The 19,113-nt window shown below is 72.9% G+C and carries 6 protein-coding genes; 5 read left to right on the top strand and 1 reads right to left on the bottom strand.

The window, feature by feature from the left end; translation table 11 throughout:
- The first annotated feature begins 309 nt into the window (after positions 1-309).
- Entirely contained in the window at positions 310-1,497 is a 1,188-nt protein-coding gene (locus ADL29_RS27430; RefSeq protein WP_053926290.1) for an AAA family ATPase, read from the top strand.
- Positions 1,498-1,541: 44 nt separating this feature from the next.
- Here the strand turns inward: ADL29_RS27430 and ADL29_RS46115 are convergent, their stop codons facing one another.
- Positions 1,542-5,183 (bottom strand): ATP-binding protein, encoded by a 3,642-nt coding sequence (locus tag ADL29_RS46115; protein ID WP_053926265.1) that lies wholly within the window; start codon positions 5,181-5,183, stop codon positions 1,542-1,544.
- 45 nt (positions 5,184-5,228) lie between these two features.
- Between ADL29_RS46115 and fabD the strand changes: the two genes are divergently transcribed.
- The 4 genes from fabD to ADL29_RS42920 are packed head-to-tail and all read left to right on the top strand — an operon-like array spanning position 5,229 to position 19,068.
- A complete protein-coding gene (fabD, locus tag ADL29_RS40250) occupies positions 5,229-7,160 on the top strand; it encodes an ACP S-malonyltransferase (RefSeq protein WP_078971328.1) in 1,932 nt (643 codons plus the stop codon).
- A 9-nt stretch (positions 7,161-7,169) separates the two neighbouring features.
- Positions 7,170-7,421, top strand: a complete 252-nt coding sequence (locus ADL29_RS27415) for an acyl carrier protein (protein ID WP_053926264.1) — start codon at positions 7,170-7,172, stop codon at positions 7,419-7,421.
- Positions 7,422-7,425: 4 nt separating this feature from the next.
- A complete protein-coding gene (gene asnB / locus ADL29_RS27410; protein ID WP_053926263.1) occupies positions 7,426-9,396 on the top strand; it encodes an asparagine synthase (glutamine-hydrolyzing) in 1,971 nt (656 codons plus the stop codon).
- Positions 9,397-9,411: 15 nt separating this feature from the next.
- The gene (locus ADL29_RS42920; RefSeq protein ID WP_053926262.1) at positions 9,412-19,068 is read left to right on the top strand and encodes an SDR family NAD(P)-dependent oxidoreductase; all 9,657 of its coding nucleotides are present in this window, start codon (positions 9,412-9,414) and stop codon (positions 19,066-19,068) included.
- Positions 19,069-19,113: the final 45 nt, after the last annotated feature.

Below are 19,113 nucleotides of genomic sequence, written 5' to 3'. Positions count from 1 at the left end.
TGGGCTCCTGGCGGAGGGCGGGCAGCACGTACTGTACGAGAACAGTCACGGTTGGTGACAGCTGGTGGCTGCCGCGAGAGCGGGCGTGACCTGGTCGGAGCCGGGGCTGACGGTGTGGCGATGCGGTGTGCGGCAGTTGGAGTAGTGGACCGGCATCCTGTCAGGGGTATCGAGGCCCTCCGCAGCGCTAAATCCGTCGACAGGGACGTACGCGATCGCGAGAATCCGGGCCATGTCTGTGAGCGAGCCTGTGAGCGAAACGTTCTTCTTCGGGCTCACCACCTGGTGCCCGGGTCCGGCGGCCAGCCGGTGAGCGGTGCGTTGCTCCCCGTGCTGTGGCTCTGCGGCCCGCCGGGAGTCGGCAAGACCACGGTGGCCTGGGAGTTGTCCTCCCACCTCACACGGGCCGGGATCGAGACCGCCTTCGTCGACATCGACCAGTTGGGCATCTGCTACCCCGAGCCCGCGTCCGATCCCGGTCGGCATCGGATGAAGGCACGCAATCTCGATGCGGTGGTGGCCGGTTTCCGGGCGGCCGGCGCACGGTGTCTCATCGTTTCCGGTGTCGTCGATCCCGTCCGCGGAGTGCACGTCGACCGGATTCCGCGGGCCGCGGTGACGGTGTGCCGCCTGCGTGCCGACCGGGACGTGCTCCGGCAGCGGTTCACCCGCCGCGGAGGGCCTGTCGAGCTGATCGACGAGGTGCTGCGTGAAGCCGGTTCCCTGGACGCGAGCGCCTTCGCACATGCCTGCGTCGACACCAGCGGTCTGCGGGTGAACGAAGTGGCGCGGCTCGTCAGGGAGCGGACCGGCGGATGGCCCTGCCCGGCTCCGGGCCGGTCGGGGGACGACACACTCGCGCCGACCGCGGTCGCCGCCCCGGACCGTAGCCGCCCCTCGGCGCAGGCGGCGCCGGGCGTTGCGGGACCGGTTCTGTGGCTGTGCGGCGCGACCGGCGTCGGCAAGTCGGCGGTCGGCTTCGAGATCTACCAGAGGGTCCTGCGCGCCGGAGCCACCGCCGCCTATCTCGACCTCGACCAACTCGGCTTCTGCCGCCCGGTTCCGGACGACGATCCCGGCAATCAGCGGGTCAAGGTCCGCAACCTGGCCGCCGTGTGGCGGACCTACCGTGCGACCGGGGCCCAGTGCCTGATCATGGCCGGCCCGGTCGAGGACCGGTCCACGGTCAAGGCGTACGCCGATGCGCTCCCTGCGGCGGGGCTCACGCTGTGCCGGCTGCACGCCGGACGGCAGCAACTGGCCCAGCGCGTCCTGCTCCGTGGCGAGGGCGGCAGCTGGGCCCAGCCGGGCGACCCGTTGCGAGGGCGGTCCGCCCCGCAGCTGCTCCGGATCGCCCAGCAGGCGGCGGCGTCGGCCGCTGCCCTGGACGCTGCCGGGATCGGCGATCTGCGCATCGACACCGACGGACGGACCGTCGGGCAGGTGGCCGATGCGATCGTCGCCGAAGCCGCCCTGCCGGGGCTGAGTACCTCGTGATTCCTCCACCCGCAGCCATCGGGCAACCAGGCGGCGCCTGCCCCTCACCCGGCCGCTACCGCCTCCGCCGCCCCCCGGCCCAGGAGGTCGTGGAGGAGGCTGGTGGCGGGGAGTTCCGGGTGGAGGTAGACGTGTTCGCCGCGCTGGCCGACGGCTGCGAGGAGGGCGTGGAAGGTGGTCTTCGCGTCCTCCGTACGTCCGGCCCGGTGCTGGGCCTGGCCGAGGAGGCCCAGGTGGAGGGGGCGGCGCAGGTGGGTTCTGGAGTCGCGGAGTTCGGCGAGGGAGGAGTGCATCAGGGTGAGACCGTCGTCCTCCTGTCCGGAGTGGGTCAGGCCCCAGCCCTCCAGCATGCCGAGCATGGCCTTCCAGTACAGCAGGCCGTGTTCTTCCGCCACCCGGACGCCCTCGGCGCCGGAGGAGCGGGCCGTGCGGGCGTCGCCTTCCCAGGCCGCCACGACCGCGTCCACGTAGAGGGCGAAGGAGCGGTCGGAGGGCCTGCTGTCGTACTCGGTCAGGCGCAGCAGTTCGCGGCGGCGTGCCGTGGCGCCCTTCCGGTCGCCCATGAGCCAGCGGGTGAAGGTGTCGTAGGAGCGGCAGGAGACGCGCGGGTCGTGCTGGAAGGTGCGAGCCAGGGAGTGGCCCTCGCGGGCGTAGCCGTCCGCCATGGTGACGCCGCGCTCCAGCTCGGCGAGTGCCTGCCGCAACTGGCCGCGGATGTGCAGGACGATGCCCTCGCCGTAGGCCGCGCCGAGCACTGCCACGGGCTGGCCGTCCCGGTCGGCGAGGTTCCGGAGCAGGCCGGAGAACCGGCGTGAGGCGTCGTAGCGGCCGGTGACCAGGTACGACGCGCACAGGGCCCAGAGCACCGACGGGTCCTCGGGGGAATGGGTGGCCTTGCCGAGGGCCCGTCCGCGGGCGAGTGCCGTCTCGGCCTCGGCGTGGCCGTAGCCCCGGGTGGTGGCCAGCACCTGGCCGAGCTGGACGTGCAGCCGCTGGTCCAGGGGCGCGGCCGAGGGGTCTTCGGGCGGCAGCAGGCCGACCAGGTGCACCGCGCGGCGCAGCCAGGTCTCCACCTGTTCGTAGGCGAGTTGCTGCTCGGCCTGTTCGGCGGCGCGCAGCAGCAGGGGAAGTGTTTCGGCAGTCGGCAGGGCGCTCTTCGCGTGCCAGGCATGGTGGGCGACCCGCTCGATCTCCGCGTCCGCCACCTGCCAGAGCCTGCGGGCGGACAACCCCTCGGCGACCCTCGCGTGCAGCCGCTGCCGGTCCTCGCGGGTGAGCTCGTCGATGAGCGTCTCCTGGACCAGGGCATGGGTGAAGTGGAGCCGTTCGGGGTGGAGGGGGTCCTCGCCGAGCAGTCCGGCGCGCATCGCCGACTCCAGTGCCGCGGCGACCGGTTCGTCCTCGCCGGCGGTGCGGTTCAGCAGATCGGTGTCGACCTCGGTGCCGATGACGGCGCACAGCCGCAGCACGCGCAGCACCTCCTCGGGCAGCGCCGCGAACCGCTGGTGCAGCGCCTCGCGGACGCCCGTCGGAATACGGGTCAGGAGGACGTCCACCGCATCGGGCCGGCGCAGGCTGTGCGCGTCACCCAGGAGGGAGACGAGCTGCATGACGAAGTACGGGTTGCCCTCGCTGCGCCGGTGCAGCACCTCGACGACCTCCGCATCGACGCCGGGTCCGGCCTGGGCGACGACGAGGGCGGCGACGGCGTGCCGGGACAGGCCGCCGAGCCGCAGGGTCTCGGTCCTGGGGCCGCGCAGCGCCTCGGAGAGCATCCGGCGCAGCGTCGGGTCGGACTCGACCTCGTGCTCGCGGGCGGTCAGGACGATGCCGAGCGGGTGGCCCTGGCTGCGGGTGCTCAGCAGTCTGAGGAGGTCCAGGGACGCGGTGTCGGCCCAGTGCAGGTCCTCCATGAGCAGGACGAGCGGCCGCTGGGCGGCGAGGGTGAGCAGGACTTCGCAGACCGCGTCGTGGGTGAGGAAGCGGGCCTGGCCCCAGTCGGATTCGAGGACCGGTCCGCCGGATCCGGCCGCGCGCTCGGGCATCAGCGGGGCGAGCAGGGCGCCGAACGGTTTCGCCGCTTCACGGAAGGCGTCCGGGCGGGTCGTGGACAGCCGCCTGAGGATCTGGGTCCACAGCCAGTAGGGCGGTACGCCCTCACCCAGGAAGCAGTGGCTCCAGATCACCTCCAGGCCGGTGCACTCCTGACCGGCGCAGGTGGCCTCCAGCCGGGGGGCGAGTTCGAGGAGCAGACGGGTCTTGCCGACGCCGGCGGGGCCGAGGACGCCCGCCACATGCCCCTGACCGGCGAGCGCGCTCGCCGCCACGGCCGTCAGGCGCTGCAACTCCTCGCTGCGGCCGGTGAACAGCGACTGGGTGCCCGGCCCGCCGGGCACCGGCCGTACGGCCTCATGGCCCGTGTCGTTCTTCGGGGCAGTGGCGTTCCGTGCGGGACGGGCGCTCTTGCGTGAATCCGCGGTGGCCGACCGGGAGGTGGCGGCGGCTGTCGTCGACCGGCATGTGTGTCCCGGCCCGGCGGTGCCGCGCGGGGCTCCCGTGCAGCCTGCGGCAGGGCGTGCCGCTCCGCCGCCTTCCGCGGACGTGGCGCGGTCCTGGAGACCGTCGTTCCGGCCGGCCGCCGCAGGGCCGCCTGGATCCGCTCCTGCTGCGCTCGCTCCACCGGGCGCCTCGGGCTCTGCGAGCCTCCTGGTCTCCTGCGCCGCGCGGGCGGGTGGGCGTGCCTCGGCCCTTTGTGCCCTCTCGTCGGCGACGGCCTTCGCGACCCCGATCACCGGAGCCCCCTGCGCGGGCCCGCCGGATTCGGGGTGACCGGGGCGCGGTCCCGTGGTGGGCCCGCACGCGCCCGGTTCCTGGCGCAGGATCGCGGTCCTGACCCGGCGGAGTTCGGCGGCCGTGCCCACGCCGAACTCCTCGTCCAGGTGGACGCGGGTCCGTTCGTACACTTCGAGCGCCTCGGCCTGCCGCCCGAGCCGGGACAGCGCCGTCATCAGATGGCCGACCAGGCGTTCCCGCGCCGGGTGGCGGCGTGCCTCGCGGTCGAGGTCCGCGGCGACCTCCTGGGCCGCTCCGAGGGCGAGCCGGGCCTCCGCGCAGGACTCCACGGCGGTGAGCCGGACGTGTTCGAGCCGTGCACTCTCGTCGCTGAGCGGGGGATGGCTGTCGAACTCCGCGTAGGGTGCGCCCCGCCACAGCGCCAGGGCCGAGGTGAAGTGGTCCCGCGCGGCGCGCGGATCGCGTCCTTCCAGCCGCCGCCGCCCGTCGGCGACCAGGCGCTCGAAACGGCAGACGTCGATCTGTTCGGGGGCGAGTTCCAGGACGTAGCCGGGCGCGCGGTGGCGCAGCACGGTGGGACTGCCGGGCCCGGACGCCGGCTGCAGTGCGCGGCGCAGGTGGGATACATGGCTCTGGAGCGTGGCGACGGCCTGGCGCGGGGGCTCCTCGCCCCACAGCTCCTCGATGAGCAGTTCCGTGGGCACGACGCGTCCCAGGCGTATGAGGAGCAGGGTGAGCAGGGCCCTGCGGCGTGGTGGGCCGAGGGGGAGGTCGCGGCCGTCGTGGCGGGCCGACATGGGGCCAAGAACGCTCAGCAGGAGGGGGGTGTCGTGGGGCCCGGCCGTGAGGGGCGGGGTGGTCGGGGCCGGGTCCGGCGTGGGGGATGAAGGCATATCGGTCCCAATCGTTCTCGCACGCGCGATCGTGCTGACGGGCGAATGCCGCCGAGGCGGCCGGTGCCCTTCCAAACCGGATCTTGGCATAGAGAACGGGGCATTCCAAGATCAAATTGGGGCGTCGGCAAGCGAACGGCAAGGCGTCGGTGGGGGGTTCGGCAAGGATGGCGGAAAACCGTCGCAGCAGACGGCAAGAATTCGCCAGGGTCCCGACCAGGCTGCGGCAAGGGGGGTGTTGCAGGCTGCCCGTCATCGGAATCCACCGCCGAACGGGGAGGACATGCACCCGCCGGACGACTGCCCTGCCATCACCCGAGAACACGCCGCCGCGGGCCCCACGTGAGGGCTTCAGCAGCGGGAACGCCCGCCGTGCTCTTCCCCGGCCAGGGGTCCCAGACCCGCGGCATGGGAGCCGGTCTCTTCGACCGGTTTCCTGAACCGACCGCGCTGGCCTGCGACGTCCTCGGATACGACCTCCCGAAGCTGTGCCTGGAGAACCCCGACGGGCGGCTCGACGACACGCGCTGCACCCAGCCCGCGCTCTACGTCGTCAACGCGCTCTCCTACCGGGACTCGCTGGAGCGTGGCGAACCCGAGGGCGGGTACCTGCTGGGCCACAGCCTGGGGGAGTACAACGCCCTGCACGCCGCCGGGGCCTTCGACTTCGAGACCGGCCTGAAGCTCGTCCTCAAGCGGGGCGAGCTGATGGCCCGGGCCTCGGACGGGGCCATGCTCGCCGTCGTGGGGCCGGACGCGGACGAGGTGCGGGCCTTCCTCGCCGAGGAGGGCCTCTCGCGACTCGACGTCGCCAACATCAACACCCCCGTCCAGACCGTGCTGTCCGGGGCCCGGGACGAGATCGAGCGCGCGCACAAGACGCTCGACGCGCGGGGGACCCGGGTCGCCCGGCTGAAGGTCTCGGCCGCCTTCCACTCGCGGTTCATGGACTCCGCCCGCGACGAGTTCGCCGCGTTCCTCAAGGGCTTCCGGTTCGCACCCCTGCGCGCCACGGTGATCGCCAACCTCACCGCGCAGCCGTACCCGGACCGGGACGTCGCCGCGACGCTGAGCCGGCAGATCTCCGGATCGGTGCAGTGGCTGGACAGCGTCCGCTACCTGTTGCAGCACACGACCGCAGACCACTGCCGCGAGGTGGGCGGGGGAGGAGTCCTGACCCGCATGGTCCGGCAGATCGACACCGCTCCCGCCCGCCGGGAGACCACGCCGCAGTCACCGCCACACTCGCACGCGCAGCCACGGCCACGGCCACGCCTGTTCTGCATCGCCTACGCGGGCGGTGACGAGCGCGCCTACGCAGGACTCGCCGACCACTGCCCGGACGTCGACGTCGTGCCGCTCGAACGCCCCGGCCGCGGCCGGCGCGCCGCCGAGCCGCTGCTGCGGGAACCCGCCGCGATCGTCGACGATCTGCTCCGGCAGCTGCGGGACCGGCTCGACGCCCCGTACGCGCTCTACGGCCACAGCCTCGGAGCCCGGCTGGCGTTCCTGCTCTGCCGCCGGCTGCGCGCCGAGCGACTGCCCGCACCGGCCCATCTGTTCGTCTCCGGGGAGAGCGGACCGTCGATCCCGAGCCGGGAACGCCACACCTGGGAGCTGCCGGCCGACGCCTTCTGGGACCACCTCAAAGAGCTCGGCGGCATCCCGGCGGAACTGTGGGAACACCCCGACCTGATGGCGTTCTACGAGCCCGTCCTGCGGGCCGACTTCGCCGCGCTGGGCGCCTACCGGCACGAGGACGCCCCGCCCCTGGACGTACCGGTGACCGCCATGGCCGGTGAGGACGAGTGGTTCACCCGGGCCGATCTGGAGGCCTGGCAACGGGAGAGCGCCCGGCCCCTGACCACCCACCGGTTCCCCGGTGACCACTTCTTCATCCGGGCCCAGTGGCCCGCGCTGGCCCGGATCTTCGCCGCCGGGTTCCCCCATCAACCGAACCGATCGTCTCGAGGGTGACGGACAGCCATGAAGCAGGAACTCAAGAAGCACATGGAAGAGCGGTTCATGTTCGAGTTCGACTCGGACATCACCGAGGACACCGACCTGTTCAAGGCGGGCATCCTCGACTCGTTCGGCTACATCTCCCTGATGGCGCACATCGAGGGGGAGTACGGCGTGCCGCTCGGCGACGAGATCCTCGGCAACGTCATGGTCTCGCTGAACGGCATCGTCGGGCTCGTCGACGCCGCCCGCTCGCGCGCCGCCGGGAGCCGGTGACCCGATGTGCGGCATCGCCGGCTTCTACGGAAGTCCCCTGCCACCGCAGGATTACGAGACCGTGATCCACGACATGCTCGCCCAGATCGAGCACCGCGGACCGGACGAGGCGGGCTGCCTCCTCGACGACCGGCTGGCCATGGGCACGGTACGGCTGAGCATCATCGACCTGTCCACCGGCTCGCAGCCGGTCGGCAGCACCGACGGCCGCTACTGGCTCTGCTACAACGGCGAGCTCTACAACTACCGGGAGCTGCGCGATCAGCTGACCGCCCGCGGCCTCGCCTTCCGCACCGAGTCCGACACCGAGGTCGTGCTCAACGCCTGGGTCGCCTGGGGCCCGGACTGCCTGCCCCGCTTCAACGGCGCCTTCGCGTTCGCCCTCTACGACAGCGTCACCGGCGAACTGCACCTGGTGCGCGACCGGTTCGGCAAGCGGCCCCTGTACGTGGCGCGGCACCGCGGCGCCTGGCTGTTCGCCTCCGAGATGAAGGCGTTCCTGGCCTACCCGGACTTCCGCTTCGCCTTCGACGAGGCACAGCTGGCGTCGGTCTTCGCCACCTGGACCCCGCTGCCCGGCCAGAGCGGATACCGCGGGATCGAGCAGATCCCCATGGGCGAGTACCTGTCCGTGCGCGGCGACGAGGTCCGGCGCGGCCGCTGGGCCACGCTCGACCTGGCCCAGGGCCCGGCCCCCACGAGCGAGCAGGAGGCCGTCGAGCTCGTCCGCGCGGACCTCGAAGCCGCGGTCGACGTGCGTCTGCGCAGCGACGTCGAAGTCGGCGTCTATGCCTCCGGCGGCCTGGACTCCTCGATCATCGCGTACCTCGCCGCGCAGCGAACGGGCCGCCCGCTGCGGACGTTCTCCATCGAGTTCGAGGACGCGGAGTTCGACGAATCGGCCGAACAGGCCGAGCTGGCCGCACACCTGGGCACCCGCCACTCCACCGTGCGCGTCACGGACGAGGACGTCGTCGACGCCTTCCCCGAAGCCGTCCGGCATGCCGAGGTGCCCGTCTTCCGCACCGCCTTCGTCCCCATGTACCTGCTGGCCGGCCACGTCCGGAGCGAAGGGATCAAGGTCGTGCTCAGCGGCGAGGGCGCCGACGAGGCCTTCCTCGGCTACGGCATCTTCAAGGACACGCTGCTGCTCTCGACCTGGCACGAGCTGGACGACGACACCCGCCTGCGCCGCATGAGCCGGCTCTACCCGTACCTGCGCCACTTCAGCGGCGAGGACGGCCACCGCCGGATGCTCGGGCTCTACCGGCAGTTCACCGAGGAGACCCTGCCCGGTCTCTTCTCCCACCAGATGCGGTTCCAGAACGGCCGCTTCGCCGCCCGCCTGCTGAAGAACGCGGGCGACCCCTTCGCGGCCCTCACGGAACTCGTGGCCGGTGAGCCCGGCTACGCACAGCTCACCCCCGTGCAGAAGGCCCAGTGGCTGGAGTTCCGCACGCTGCTGAGCGGCTATCTGCTCTCGACCCAGGGCGAGCGCATGGCCCTGGCCCACGGCGTGGAGAACCGATGTCCCTTCCTCGATCCCGCCGTGGTCCGCCGCGCCGCCTCGGTCAATCTGCGGTTCGGCGACCCGTACGACGAGAAGTACCTGCTCAAGCGCGCCTACGCCGACGCGCTGCCGGAACGGATCGTCAAGAAGGGGAAGTTCCCCTACCGCGCCCCGGACAGCGCCGCGTTCGTCCGCTCCCGCCCGGACTACCGCGAGCTGCTGACCGACCCCGCCACCCTCGAGGAGATCGGCGTCCTCGACGCGCGCTTCGTGAAGCGCTTCACCGACCGCGTCTTCGCCGGCCCGCCCGAGGAGACCGGCACGAAGGAGAACCAGGCCTTCGTCTGCCTGGCGTCGACGGTCTGGCTGCACCACTGGTACGTGCGCGGCAACGCCCGCCGCCGGGCCCCGCTCGGGGTCCCCCTGTACGTCGTCGACCGGCGCAGCGGCGCCCAGTCGGCCTAGGACGGAGAACGCGCCATGCACAAGGAGAACGGCGTCCTCGCCGACGACCGGGACATCGCCGTCATCGGCCTGTCCCTGCGGTTGCCCGGCTCGCGCACGCCCGAGGAGTTCTGGAGCCACCTGGCCGAAGGCCGCTCGCTGATCAGCGAGGTCCCGGAGCGCCGCTGGCGCAAGGAGGACCACCTCGGCCACCCGCGCCGCGAGTTCAACAAGACCAACAGCGTCTGGGGCGGCTTCGTCGACGACGCCGACTGCTTCGACGCCGACTTCTTCCAGATCTCCCCGCGCGAGGCGCAGTCCATGGACCCGCAGCAGCGGATGGCCATGGAACTGAGCTGGCACGCCCTGGAGGACGCCGGATACCGGGCCGACCGCGTCGCGGGCTCCCGCACCGGCGTCTTCATGGGCGTCTGCCACTGGGACTACGCCGAGCTGATCGAGCAGGAAGTCGAGGAGATCGACGCCTACTACCCGACCGGCGCCGCGTACGCGATCATCGCCAACCGGGTCTCCCACCACTTCGACCTCCGCGGCCCGAGCGTCGTCAACGACACGGCCTGCGCCAGCTCGCTCGTGGCCGTACAGCAGGCGGTACAGGCCCTCCAGACCGGCGACTGCGACCTCGCGCTCGCCGGCGGCGTCAATCTGACCTGGTCGCCGCGGCACTTCATCGCCTTCGCCAAGGCGGGCATGCTCTCGCCCGACGGCCTGTGCCGGACGTTCGACGTCGACGCCAACGGCTATGTGCGCGGCGAGGGCGGCGGCATCGTCCTGCTCAAGCGGGCCGCGGACGCCCGCCGCGACGGCGACGCCGTGCACGCCGTGATCAAGGGCATCGGCAGCAACCACGGCGGGCGCACCAGCTCGCTGACCGTCACCAACCCCGCCGCACAGGCCGAACTGATCGCCGGCGTCTACCGCAAGGCCGGTATCGCACCCGAGACCGTCACCTACGTGGAGACCCACGGCCCCGGCACCCCGGTCGGGGACCCCATCGAGATCCGCGGCCTCAAGCAGGCCTTCGCCGACCTGGGCACGGACCGGCCCGGGGAGGCCCCGGCCCACCGGTGCGGCATCGGCTCCGTGAAGACCAACATCGGCCACCTGGAAGGGGCCGCCGGCATCGCGGGCATGCTCAAGGTCATCCTCGCCATGCGCCACCGCAAGCTGCCCGCGACGGTCAACTTCCGCGAGCTCAACCCCCTCATCAAACTGGACGGCAGCCCCCTGTACGTCCTCGACCGCCTCACCGACTGGAACGCCGAAGGGACCGCGCCGCTGCGCGCGGGCGTCAGCTCCTTCGGGTTCGGCGGGACCAACGCCCATGTCCTGCTGGAGGCCGCGGACCCGGCGGCCGCCACCGAGGACACCGGCGAACAGTGGCTGCCGGTGTCCGCGAAGGACGAGGACCGGCTCCGCGAGACCTGCGCCGGGCTCGCGCGCTGGGTGCGGACCCGCATCGGGCAGGACGACCCCCCGTCCCTGACCGATGTCGCCCGTACGCTGCGCGAAGGCCGGGTGCCCCTGCGCGAGCGCGTGGTGTTCCGCGCGAGCGGCATCGAGGAGTGGGCGGCACAGCTGGAGAGCGTCGCCGCGGGGGACGAGCCGCCCGCCGACTGCCCGCGCGGCCGGGCCGGAACCGAGGCCCCCGACGGCCTGGACGCGGACGATCTGACGGCTCTGGGCGAGCGCTGGCTGGAGCAGGGCCGGTGGGACAAGTTCGCGGCCGCCTGGGCACAGGGCCTGCCCGTGGACTGGGCACAGTGGCCCGAGCGCGGCCGCCGGGTGCACCTGCCCGGCTACGCGTTCGCCCGTACGCCGCACTGGTTCCAGACGGCCGGGAACAAGACGGCCGGGAACAAGACGGCCGGGAACAAGACGGCCGGAAGGCCGCAGCGCGGCACGACGGACACCGCTCCCGCCCCCGATGCTGCTCCCACCCCGGATACCGCTCCCGCCCCGCTCGGTGACGGCAGGCCGGACGGCGGCGGCTGGACCTTCCCCCTCCACTTCGACGCCACACAGGGATTCGTCCGCGACCACCTCGTCAACGGCGCACGGATCGTCCCGGGCGTGGTGGCCCTGGAACTCGTCACCGCGGCAGCCGGACGGGCCGCCGTCGCAGGCCCCCGGGCCGGGCTGACGCCCCGCATCCGCAACGCGGTGTGGATCCGCCCGCTGCTCGTCGGCGACAGCGGGCTCTCCCCGCAGCTCCGGCTGACCCCCGCCGCCGACGGCTACGACTACGCGATCACCGACGACGACGGCACGCAGTACACCGGCGGCCGGGTCGAGTACGGCGAGGCCCCCGCGGCCGAGACGACGGACCCGGACGCGTTGCGCGAGCGGTTCCCCCAGCCCCTCGACGTCGCCGAAGGGTACGCCGCGCTGCGGTCCAGCGGCATCGAGCACGGCCCCGCCCTGCGCGGCCTCCACGCCCTGCACCGCGGTCCGGACGGCGTACTGGCCGAGCTCCGGCTCCCCGCAGATGCCCCGGACGGCATGGCGCTGCAGCCCGCGATCCTCGACAGCGCCCTCCTCGCGGCCCTGGCCCTCGGCCCGGCCGACGGCGGCTGGCGCAGACCCGCCGCCCCCGCGGTGCCGTTCGCACTCGACCGCCTCACCGTGCATGCCGCGACGACCCCGACGATGTGGGCGTGGCTGCGGCCGGCCGGCAACGGCACGGCAAGCGGCATGACCGGCGCCGACATCGATCTGTACGACCGGAACGGCCGCCTGTGTGTGCGCTTCACCGGCTGCACGTCGAGGGAACTGCCCACCGCACGACCGGCCGCCGTCCAGGCACCGGAGGGGGAGCTCCTGGAGGTCACCGGTGTCTGGGAGGAGGCCCCCGCCCCGGCCCGCGCGGACGGGCAGTCCACCCCGGTCGGTTCGGTGACGGTGCTCAACGCCGCACTGGACGACAGCCTTGTCGCGGCGAGCGCCGCGCGTCTGGGCATGGACATCCGGCAGTTGGCGATTCCCACGGAAGCCACCGATGCCACCGGTGCCACCGATGCCGTCGCCATGAAGGCGGCGTTCGAGGCCTGCTACCCGCAGGTCCGGCAACTGCTCGGTCAGGGAGGGCAGGTGCTCGTGGTCGCGCCTGGCGCCCCGGATTCGCCGGTCTACGCCCCGCTGGCCGCGCTGCTGAAGACCGCACAGCAGGAACACCCTTCCTTCAGGGGCAGGCTGGTCCTCCTCGACGCCCACGACCCCCGCGACGCCGGCCGCTTCGAGCGCGTCGTCCGCGCGGAGGCAGGCGCCGGAGACGACACCGAAGTCGCCTACGACGCCCAGGACCGCCGACTGCGCCACGGATTCGTGGAACTTCCCCCGGGCGAGGCGGGGGAGAGCCTGCTGCGCGACGGCGGCGTCTACTGGATCACCGGGGGCGCCGGCGGACTCGGCCTGCTGCTCGCCGAGCGGCTCTGTGAGCACCACCGCGCCACGGTCGTCGTCGGCGGCCGCTCGGCGGACAGCCCGGCCGTCGAGGCACTGCGGGCCCGCGTGCCCCACGGCAAGGTGGCGTACCGCCGCACGGACGTCACGGATGCGGACGCCGTGCGCGACGCGGTCGCGGACATCCGCGCGCAGTACGGACGGCTCGACGGCGTGTTCCACGCGGCCGGCGTCCTCGACGACGGCTACCTCGCGAGCAAGCCCCTCGCGGGCACCGCCGCCGTACTCGCGCCCAAGGTGGACGGCGCCACGTACATCGACGACGCGACGCGCGCCCACGGCCTGGACTTCCTCATGCTGTTCGGCTCCGTGGCGGGCGCCTTCGGCAACGCCGCGCAGGCCGACTACGCCGCCGCCAACGCCTTCCTCGACGCGTTCGCCGCACGACGGCAGGCCACCGGCCGCGTGACCCGCTCCGTCGACTGGCCGCTGTGGGCCGACGGCGGCATGCGCATCGACGACGCCAGCCTCGCCTACCTGCGCAAGCGCACCGGCACCGTGCCACTGCCGAGCGCGACCGGCCTGGACGCACTGGAGCGCGCACTGCGCTCCGACGCGCCGGTCCGCCGCGTGGTGCTCTTCGGGGAGCGCGCCAAGCTGCGCGGATACGCGGGCCTGGACCGCGCCGCGAAGCCGGAGCCGCGTACGTCAGGAGTCCGGCGGAACACGGCCGCCGCGGCCGTCCTGAGCGAGAGCGAACTCGTCGCCCGTACACAGGACTTGCTGCGGAATCTGTTCGCCGAGGTGACCCTGCAGGACCCGGAGCACATCCTGGTCGAGGAGAAGCTGGAGACCTACGGCATCGAGTCGCTCTCCATCGTCGATCTGACCAGCAGGCTGGAGGACACCTTCGGGTCGCTGCCCAAGACGCTGTTCTTCGAGTACGTCGATCTGCAGGGTGTGGCCGGCTACTTCGTGGCCGAGCACCGCGACCGGCTCCTCGAACTCTTCGCCCCCGATGCCCCTGAAGTCCCTGAATTCCCTGAAGTCATGGAAGCCCCCGAAGCCTCCCAAGCCCCCGAAGCCTCCCAAGCCCCCGAAGCCTCCCAAGCCCCCGAAGCCCCCGTGGCCGAGGAGCCCGCCCCGCAGGCGCCTGCCGTCGCGGAGCCGCCCGTGGCCGCCGCCCGGCCCGCCCCCGGGGCCCGCGCCGAACCGGATCGCCACGACATCGCGGTGATCGGCATGGCGGGCCGGTACCCAGGCGCCGACACGCTGGAGGAGTTCTGGGAACTGCTCAGCGAGGGCCGGCACAGCTTCGAACCCGTCCCGGAATCGCGGTGGCGGCACAGCGACATCTACTTCGACGAGCGGGACGTGGACGGCAAGACCGTCGTCAAGACCGGCACCTTCCTGCGGGACGTCGAGGCCTTCGATCCGCGCTACTTCACCATCTCCCAACGCGACGCCGAACTCCTCTCCCCGGAGGTCCGGCTCTTCCTGCAGGCGGGCGTGACGGCCCTCGAGGACGCGGGCTACTCACGCGAGACACTCCGGCGCCGCTACGACGGCGACGTCGGCGTGCTCGTCGGCTCGATGAACAACAGCTACTCGCTCTACGGCTTCCAGAACATGCTGATGCGCGGCACCGCGACCAGCGGCAGCGAACTCGGCGTGATGGCGAACATGCTGTCGTACCACTACGGCTTCACCGGCCCTTCGGTGTTCCTCGACACCATGTGCTCCTCGGCGTCGGCGTGCGTGCACCAGGCGGTGCGCATGCTGCGCGGCGGTGAGTGCCGTATGGCCGTCGTCGGCGGCATCAACCTGATGCTGCACCCGTTCGACCTCATCGCGACCTCGCAGGCACACTTCACCACCAAGTCGGCCGACGTCGTGCGCAGTTACGGTCTCGGCGCGGACGGCACGATCCTGGGCGAGGGCGTGGGCACGCTCGTGCTCAAGCCGCTGGCCGACGCCGTCGCCGACGGCGACCACGTCTACGGCGTGATCAAGGGCAGCGGCATGACCAACGCCGGGGTCCGCAACGGCTTCACGGTGCCCAGCCCCCAGCAGCAGGCCCGTGCCATCGAGAAGGCCCTCGACGACGCCGCCGTGGACGCGCGCACCATCAGCTACCTGGAGGGCCACGGCTCGGCTACCTCCCTCGGCGACCCCATCGAGATCAAGGGCGCCGCCCTCGCGTTCGGCCGCGACACCCAGGACCTGGGGTTCTGCGCGCTGGGCTCGGTCAAGTCCAACGTGGCGCACCTGCTGTCCGGATCCGGCATGGCAGGCCTGACCAAGGTGCTGCTCCAGCTCAGGCACCGCACTCTCGCGCCCTCGCTGCACGCCGAAACACTCAGCTCGGCGATCGACTTCGCCAACACGCCGTTCGTGGTGCAGCGCCACCGCGACACCTGGCGGCGCCCCGTGGTCGGCGGCGAGGAGGTCCCGCGCCGGGCGGGCGTCATGTCCATCGGCGCGGGCGGCATCAACGTCCACATCGTCGTCGAGGAGTACGACGGGCAGGTCGCCGCCGCACCGGACAGCGGCCGCCCACGGCTGCTGGTGTTCTCCGCCATGACGCCCCAGGCCCTGCAGACGGTGCTGCGCGACATGCACGAGCACCTCCGCGCGACCGCACCGGGCCTGGACGCGCTCGCGTACACCCTGCAGACCGGCAAGAACGAACTGCCGTGCCGACTGGCCTTCGTCGCGGACGACACCGCCGATGCGCAGGCCCGCCTGGCCCGGCTGTCCGCCGTGGACTGGACGGCGGAGCCACCCGAAGTGCCCGCAGGCGTGCACTACACGGCGAGCACGCTGCGGCGCCGGCGCACCGCCGACGCCGCGACCGTCGAACAGGCCCTGCGCGACGGGAGGCAGGCGGAGCTGGCGCGGCACTGGGCGGACGGCGCAAGCGTCGACTGGGACCGGCTGTGGCCGACAAACGGCCGCCCGGCCAAGCTGTCGCTGCCCGCCTACCCCTTCGCCAAGGTCCGCTGCTGGTACCCCGAGGACGACGACGCACCCAGCGTGCTGCGGCCGCTCGCCTTCACCCGACGCGCACACCCCTGGGTAGGCGTCAACGCCTCGGACCTCAACGGCGTGCGCTACACCCTCCGGCTGCGCGGGGACGAACTCCTCGACTACGTCTACACGGCGGGACGCACACGCCGTTACGCCACCGTGGCGCTGCTGGACGCGGCACTGGCGTTCGCGCGGCTCGCCGGGCTGGACGGACCGCTGCGGCTGCGGAACGCGCAGTGGGCCGCACTTCCGTCGCCCGCGGACGCCCCCCAGACCTTCACCTGGCTGCTCGGCACGTCCGGCGACGGCGTGCACCGCGTCGAGCTGTGGCACACCGACGAGGCCACGCTCCGGTTCGCCGTCGAGGCCGTACCGTCCGGGCCCGCCGAGGAAGCGTCGATGCCGCAGGTGCTCACCGCGCCCGCGGCCCTCGACCGGGACGGCTTCTACGCCGCGCTCGGCACCGCGGGCCTCGACGCCCGGCCGTACGCGCGCAGCGTCGAAGGGGTCACGGAACTCGACGACCACCGGCTGCTCGTACGGGTCGCCGAACCGGCCATGTGCCAGGACCCGCACAAACAGCAGGTGCACCTCCCGGCCTGGGTGCTCGCCGGGCTGGTCCAGGGCGTTCAGCACACGCTGGGCCGGGCCGACGCCACCGTGGTGCGGGCCGGATCCGTACAGGGCGAACAATGGGAGCGCACCCGGGCGATCGTCCTCGCGCGGACGTCCGACGCCGTGTTCTTCGCGGCATTCCTCGACGAGCACGGCCGGGTGCTGGGCCGGGTCGAGGACGCCGAGTTCACCGTCGGCGATCTCCGGCCGGCGCTTCCCGGCGAGACCGGAGGGGCACCGGTGGCGCTGCCGCAGGCGTCGCGTCCGGTGCCGCAGACATGGTCCGGTACGGGGGAGCGGCGGCAGCCGGAGGCCGAGCCGTCCGTGACCGGCCCGGCGGTCGCGGACGGGCAGCCGGCGCTCGTGGCGTCGCTGCGCGAGACCGTCGCCGACCTGCTCAAGTTCGACCTGGCCGACATCGACCTCGACACGCACTTCCACGCGTACGGCTTCGAGTCCATCGCGCTGGCCCGACTGGCCTCGGAACTCAACGGCACGCTCGGCACGGACCTCACCCCCGCCGTCTTCTTCGAGTGCCCCGACATCCGCAGCCTCGCCGCGCACCTGCTCGACCGCTACGGCCCCGAACTGACCCTCCCCACGGCCGCCGACGCACCCGCGCCGCCCGCCGCCACCCGGCCGTCCCCGGAGCCGATGCCGGCACCCGCGCCGGACGACGCAGCGGTGGCCATCGTCGGCGCCGCCGGACGATTCCCCGGCGCGGACGACCTGGACACCTTCTGGCAGCGGCTCCGCGCGGGCGTGGACCTGATCGCCGACTACCCCGGCGACCGCTTCGACGGCCCCTACGCGGACGTCGTGGCGCGGGCGGACTTCCCGAAGTTCGCCGGTCTGGTCGAGGGCGTGGACCGCTTCGACGCGGACTTCTTCCACCTGTCGCGGCTCGAGGCGGAGCTGATGGACCCGCAGCACCGCCTTGCACTGGAGACCGTGTGGGCCGCGCTGGAGAACGGCGGCTACGCCCCGGCGCGCCTCCCCGCGAACACCGGGGTCTACTTCGGCGTCTCCGGCAGCGACTACCACCACCTGCTCAATGCCAGCGGCGTGGCACCCGACGGCTTCACCGCCACCGGCAACGCCCACTCGATGCTCGCCAACCGGGTCTCCTACGTCCTGGACGTGCACGGGCCGAGCGAACCCGTCGACACGGCCTGCTCCAGCTCGCTCGTAGCCCTGCACCGCGCCGTCGAGAGCATCCGGTCGGGCCGCTGCGACATGGCCCTCGCGGGCGGCGTCAATCTGCTGCTGAGCGTGGACACCTTCGCCGCGACACACATGGCGGGCATGCTCAGCCCCGACGGCCGCTGCAAGACCTTCTCCGCCGACGCGGACGGCTACGTCCGCGCCGAGGGCGTCGCCGCAGTGCTGCTCAAGCCGCTCGCGCAGGCGCAACGGGACGGCGACGCCATCTGGGGCGTGGTCCGCGGCAGCGCCGAGAACCACGGCGGCCGCGCAGGTTCCCTGACCGCCCCCAACGGCAAGGCGCAGGCCGCGCTGATCCAGGACGCCATGCGCGGCATCGACCCGGACAGCATCGGGTATGTCGAGGCGCACGGTACGGGCACCGCCCTGGGCGACCCGGTCGAGGTCAACGCCCTCGACAGCGCCTACCGTGCCCTGCGAACCGCCCAGGGCAGACCGCCGCACGCGGCCCGGCCGTGCGCCCTCGGCTCGGTGAAGACCAACATCGGCCACGCGGAGTCCGCCGCAGGCCTGGCCGGAGTGCTGAAGGTGCTGCTCGCCATGCACCACCGCGAGCTGCCGCCGACCCTGCACTGCGACCGGCTCAACCCACACCTGCCGCCCGCCGACGGCGGATTCGAGGTGGTACGCGGACCGCGCCGCTGGGAGCCGTGCACCGACGCCACCGGGCGGCCGTGGCCCCTGCGGGCCGGCGTGAGCAGCTTCGGCTTCGGCGGCGCCAACGCCCACGTCGTCCTCGAAGCACCACCCGTACCGTCTGCACACGCGCAGCCAGTCCGCACGACCGCCCCCCAGGCCCTCGTGCTGTCCGCCCGCGACGGCGACCGGCTGCGTGCCACGGCCGGACGGCTGCGGGACTTCCTCGACCGGGCGCGCCGCGACGGACGCGCACCGGACCTGGCGGACCTGGCGTTCACCCTCCAGACCGGCCGCGAGGCCATGGAACAGCGCCTGGGCTTCGTCGCCGGAAGCATCGACGACGTGCTCCGCACGCTGGACCGCTTCCTCGCGGGCGACGAGCCCGCCGGCTGGCACACCGGCGGCATCAGGCGGTCGCGCGGCGCCGGAGTGCGGCGCGAGCCGGAACAGGCGCCCGAGGTCACCAGGGCCCTCCACGACGGACGGCTCGACCGGGTGACGGCCCTGTGGTGCGACGGAGCCCCGGTCGACTGGCAGGCGATGCACCCCGCGGGCGAGCGCCGCACCGTGCACCTGCCCGCGTACCCCTTCGCCCGCGACCGCTACTGGGTACCCGCGGGCGGCCCCACCCCCGTACCGCCGCCCACGGCACCCGTCCAACCCCCCACGGACGGGCCCGCGTTCGAGACCGATGCCCGTGCGGCGCTGCTCGACGCGGTGCTCGACGGCCGAGCCGACCCGGACGCCCTGAGCAGGATCTGACGCTCTGAGCAGGACCTGACGCTTTCCCCTGACTCTCCCTGCCGC

It is taken from the genome of Streptomyces chattanoogensis, from assembly GCF_001294335.1.
Classification (GTDB): Bacteria; Actinomycetota; Actinomycetes; order Streptomycetales; family Streptomycetaceae; genus Streptomyces; species Streptomyces chattanoogensis.
This window is presented reverse-complemented; position numbering and strand designations above follow the sequence as displayed.

Excerpts from the sequence above, each read along its gene's own strand:
- ADL29_RS46115 (WP_053926265.1), bottom strand. The coding sequence starts at position 5,183 with ATGCCTTCATCCCCCACGCCGGACCCGGCCCCGACCACCCCGCCCCTC.
- fabD (WP_078971328.1), top strand. The coding sequence starts at position 5,229 with ATGCCGCCGAGGCGGCCGGTGCCCTTCCAAACCGGATCTTGGCATAGA.
- ADL29_RS27415 (WP_053926264.1), top strand. The coding sequence starts at position 7,170 with ATGAAGCAGGAACTCAAGAAGCACATGGAAGAGCGGTTCATGTTCGAG.
- asnB (WP_053926263.1), top strand. The coding sequence starts at position 7,426 with ATGTGCGGCATCGCCGGCTTCTACGGAAGTCCCCTGCCACCGCAGGAT.
- ADL29_RS42920 (WP_053926262.1), top strand. The coding sequence starts at position 9,412 with ATGCACAAGGAGAACGGCGTCCTCGCCGACGACCGGGACATCGCCGTC.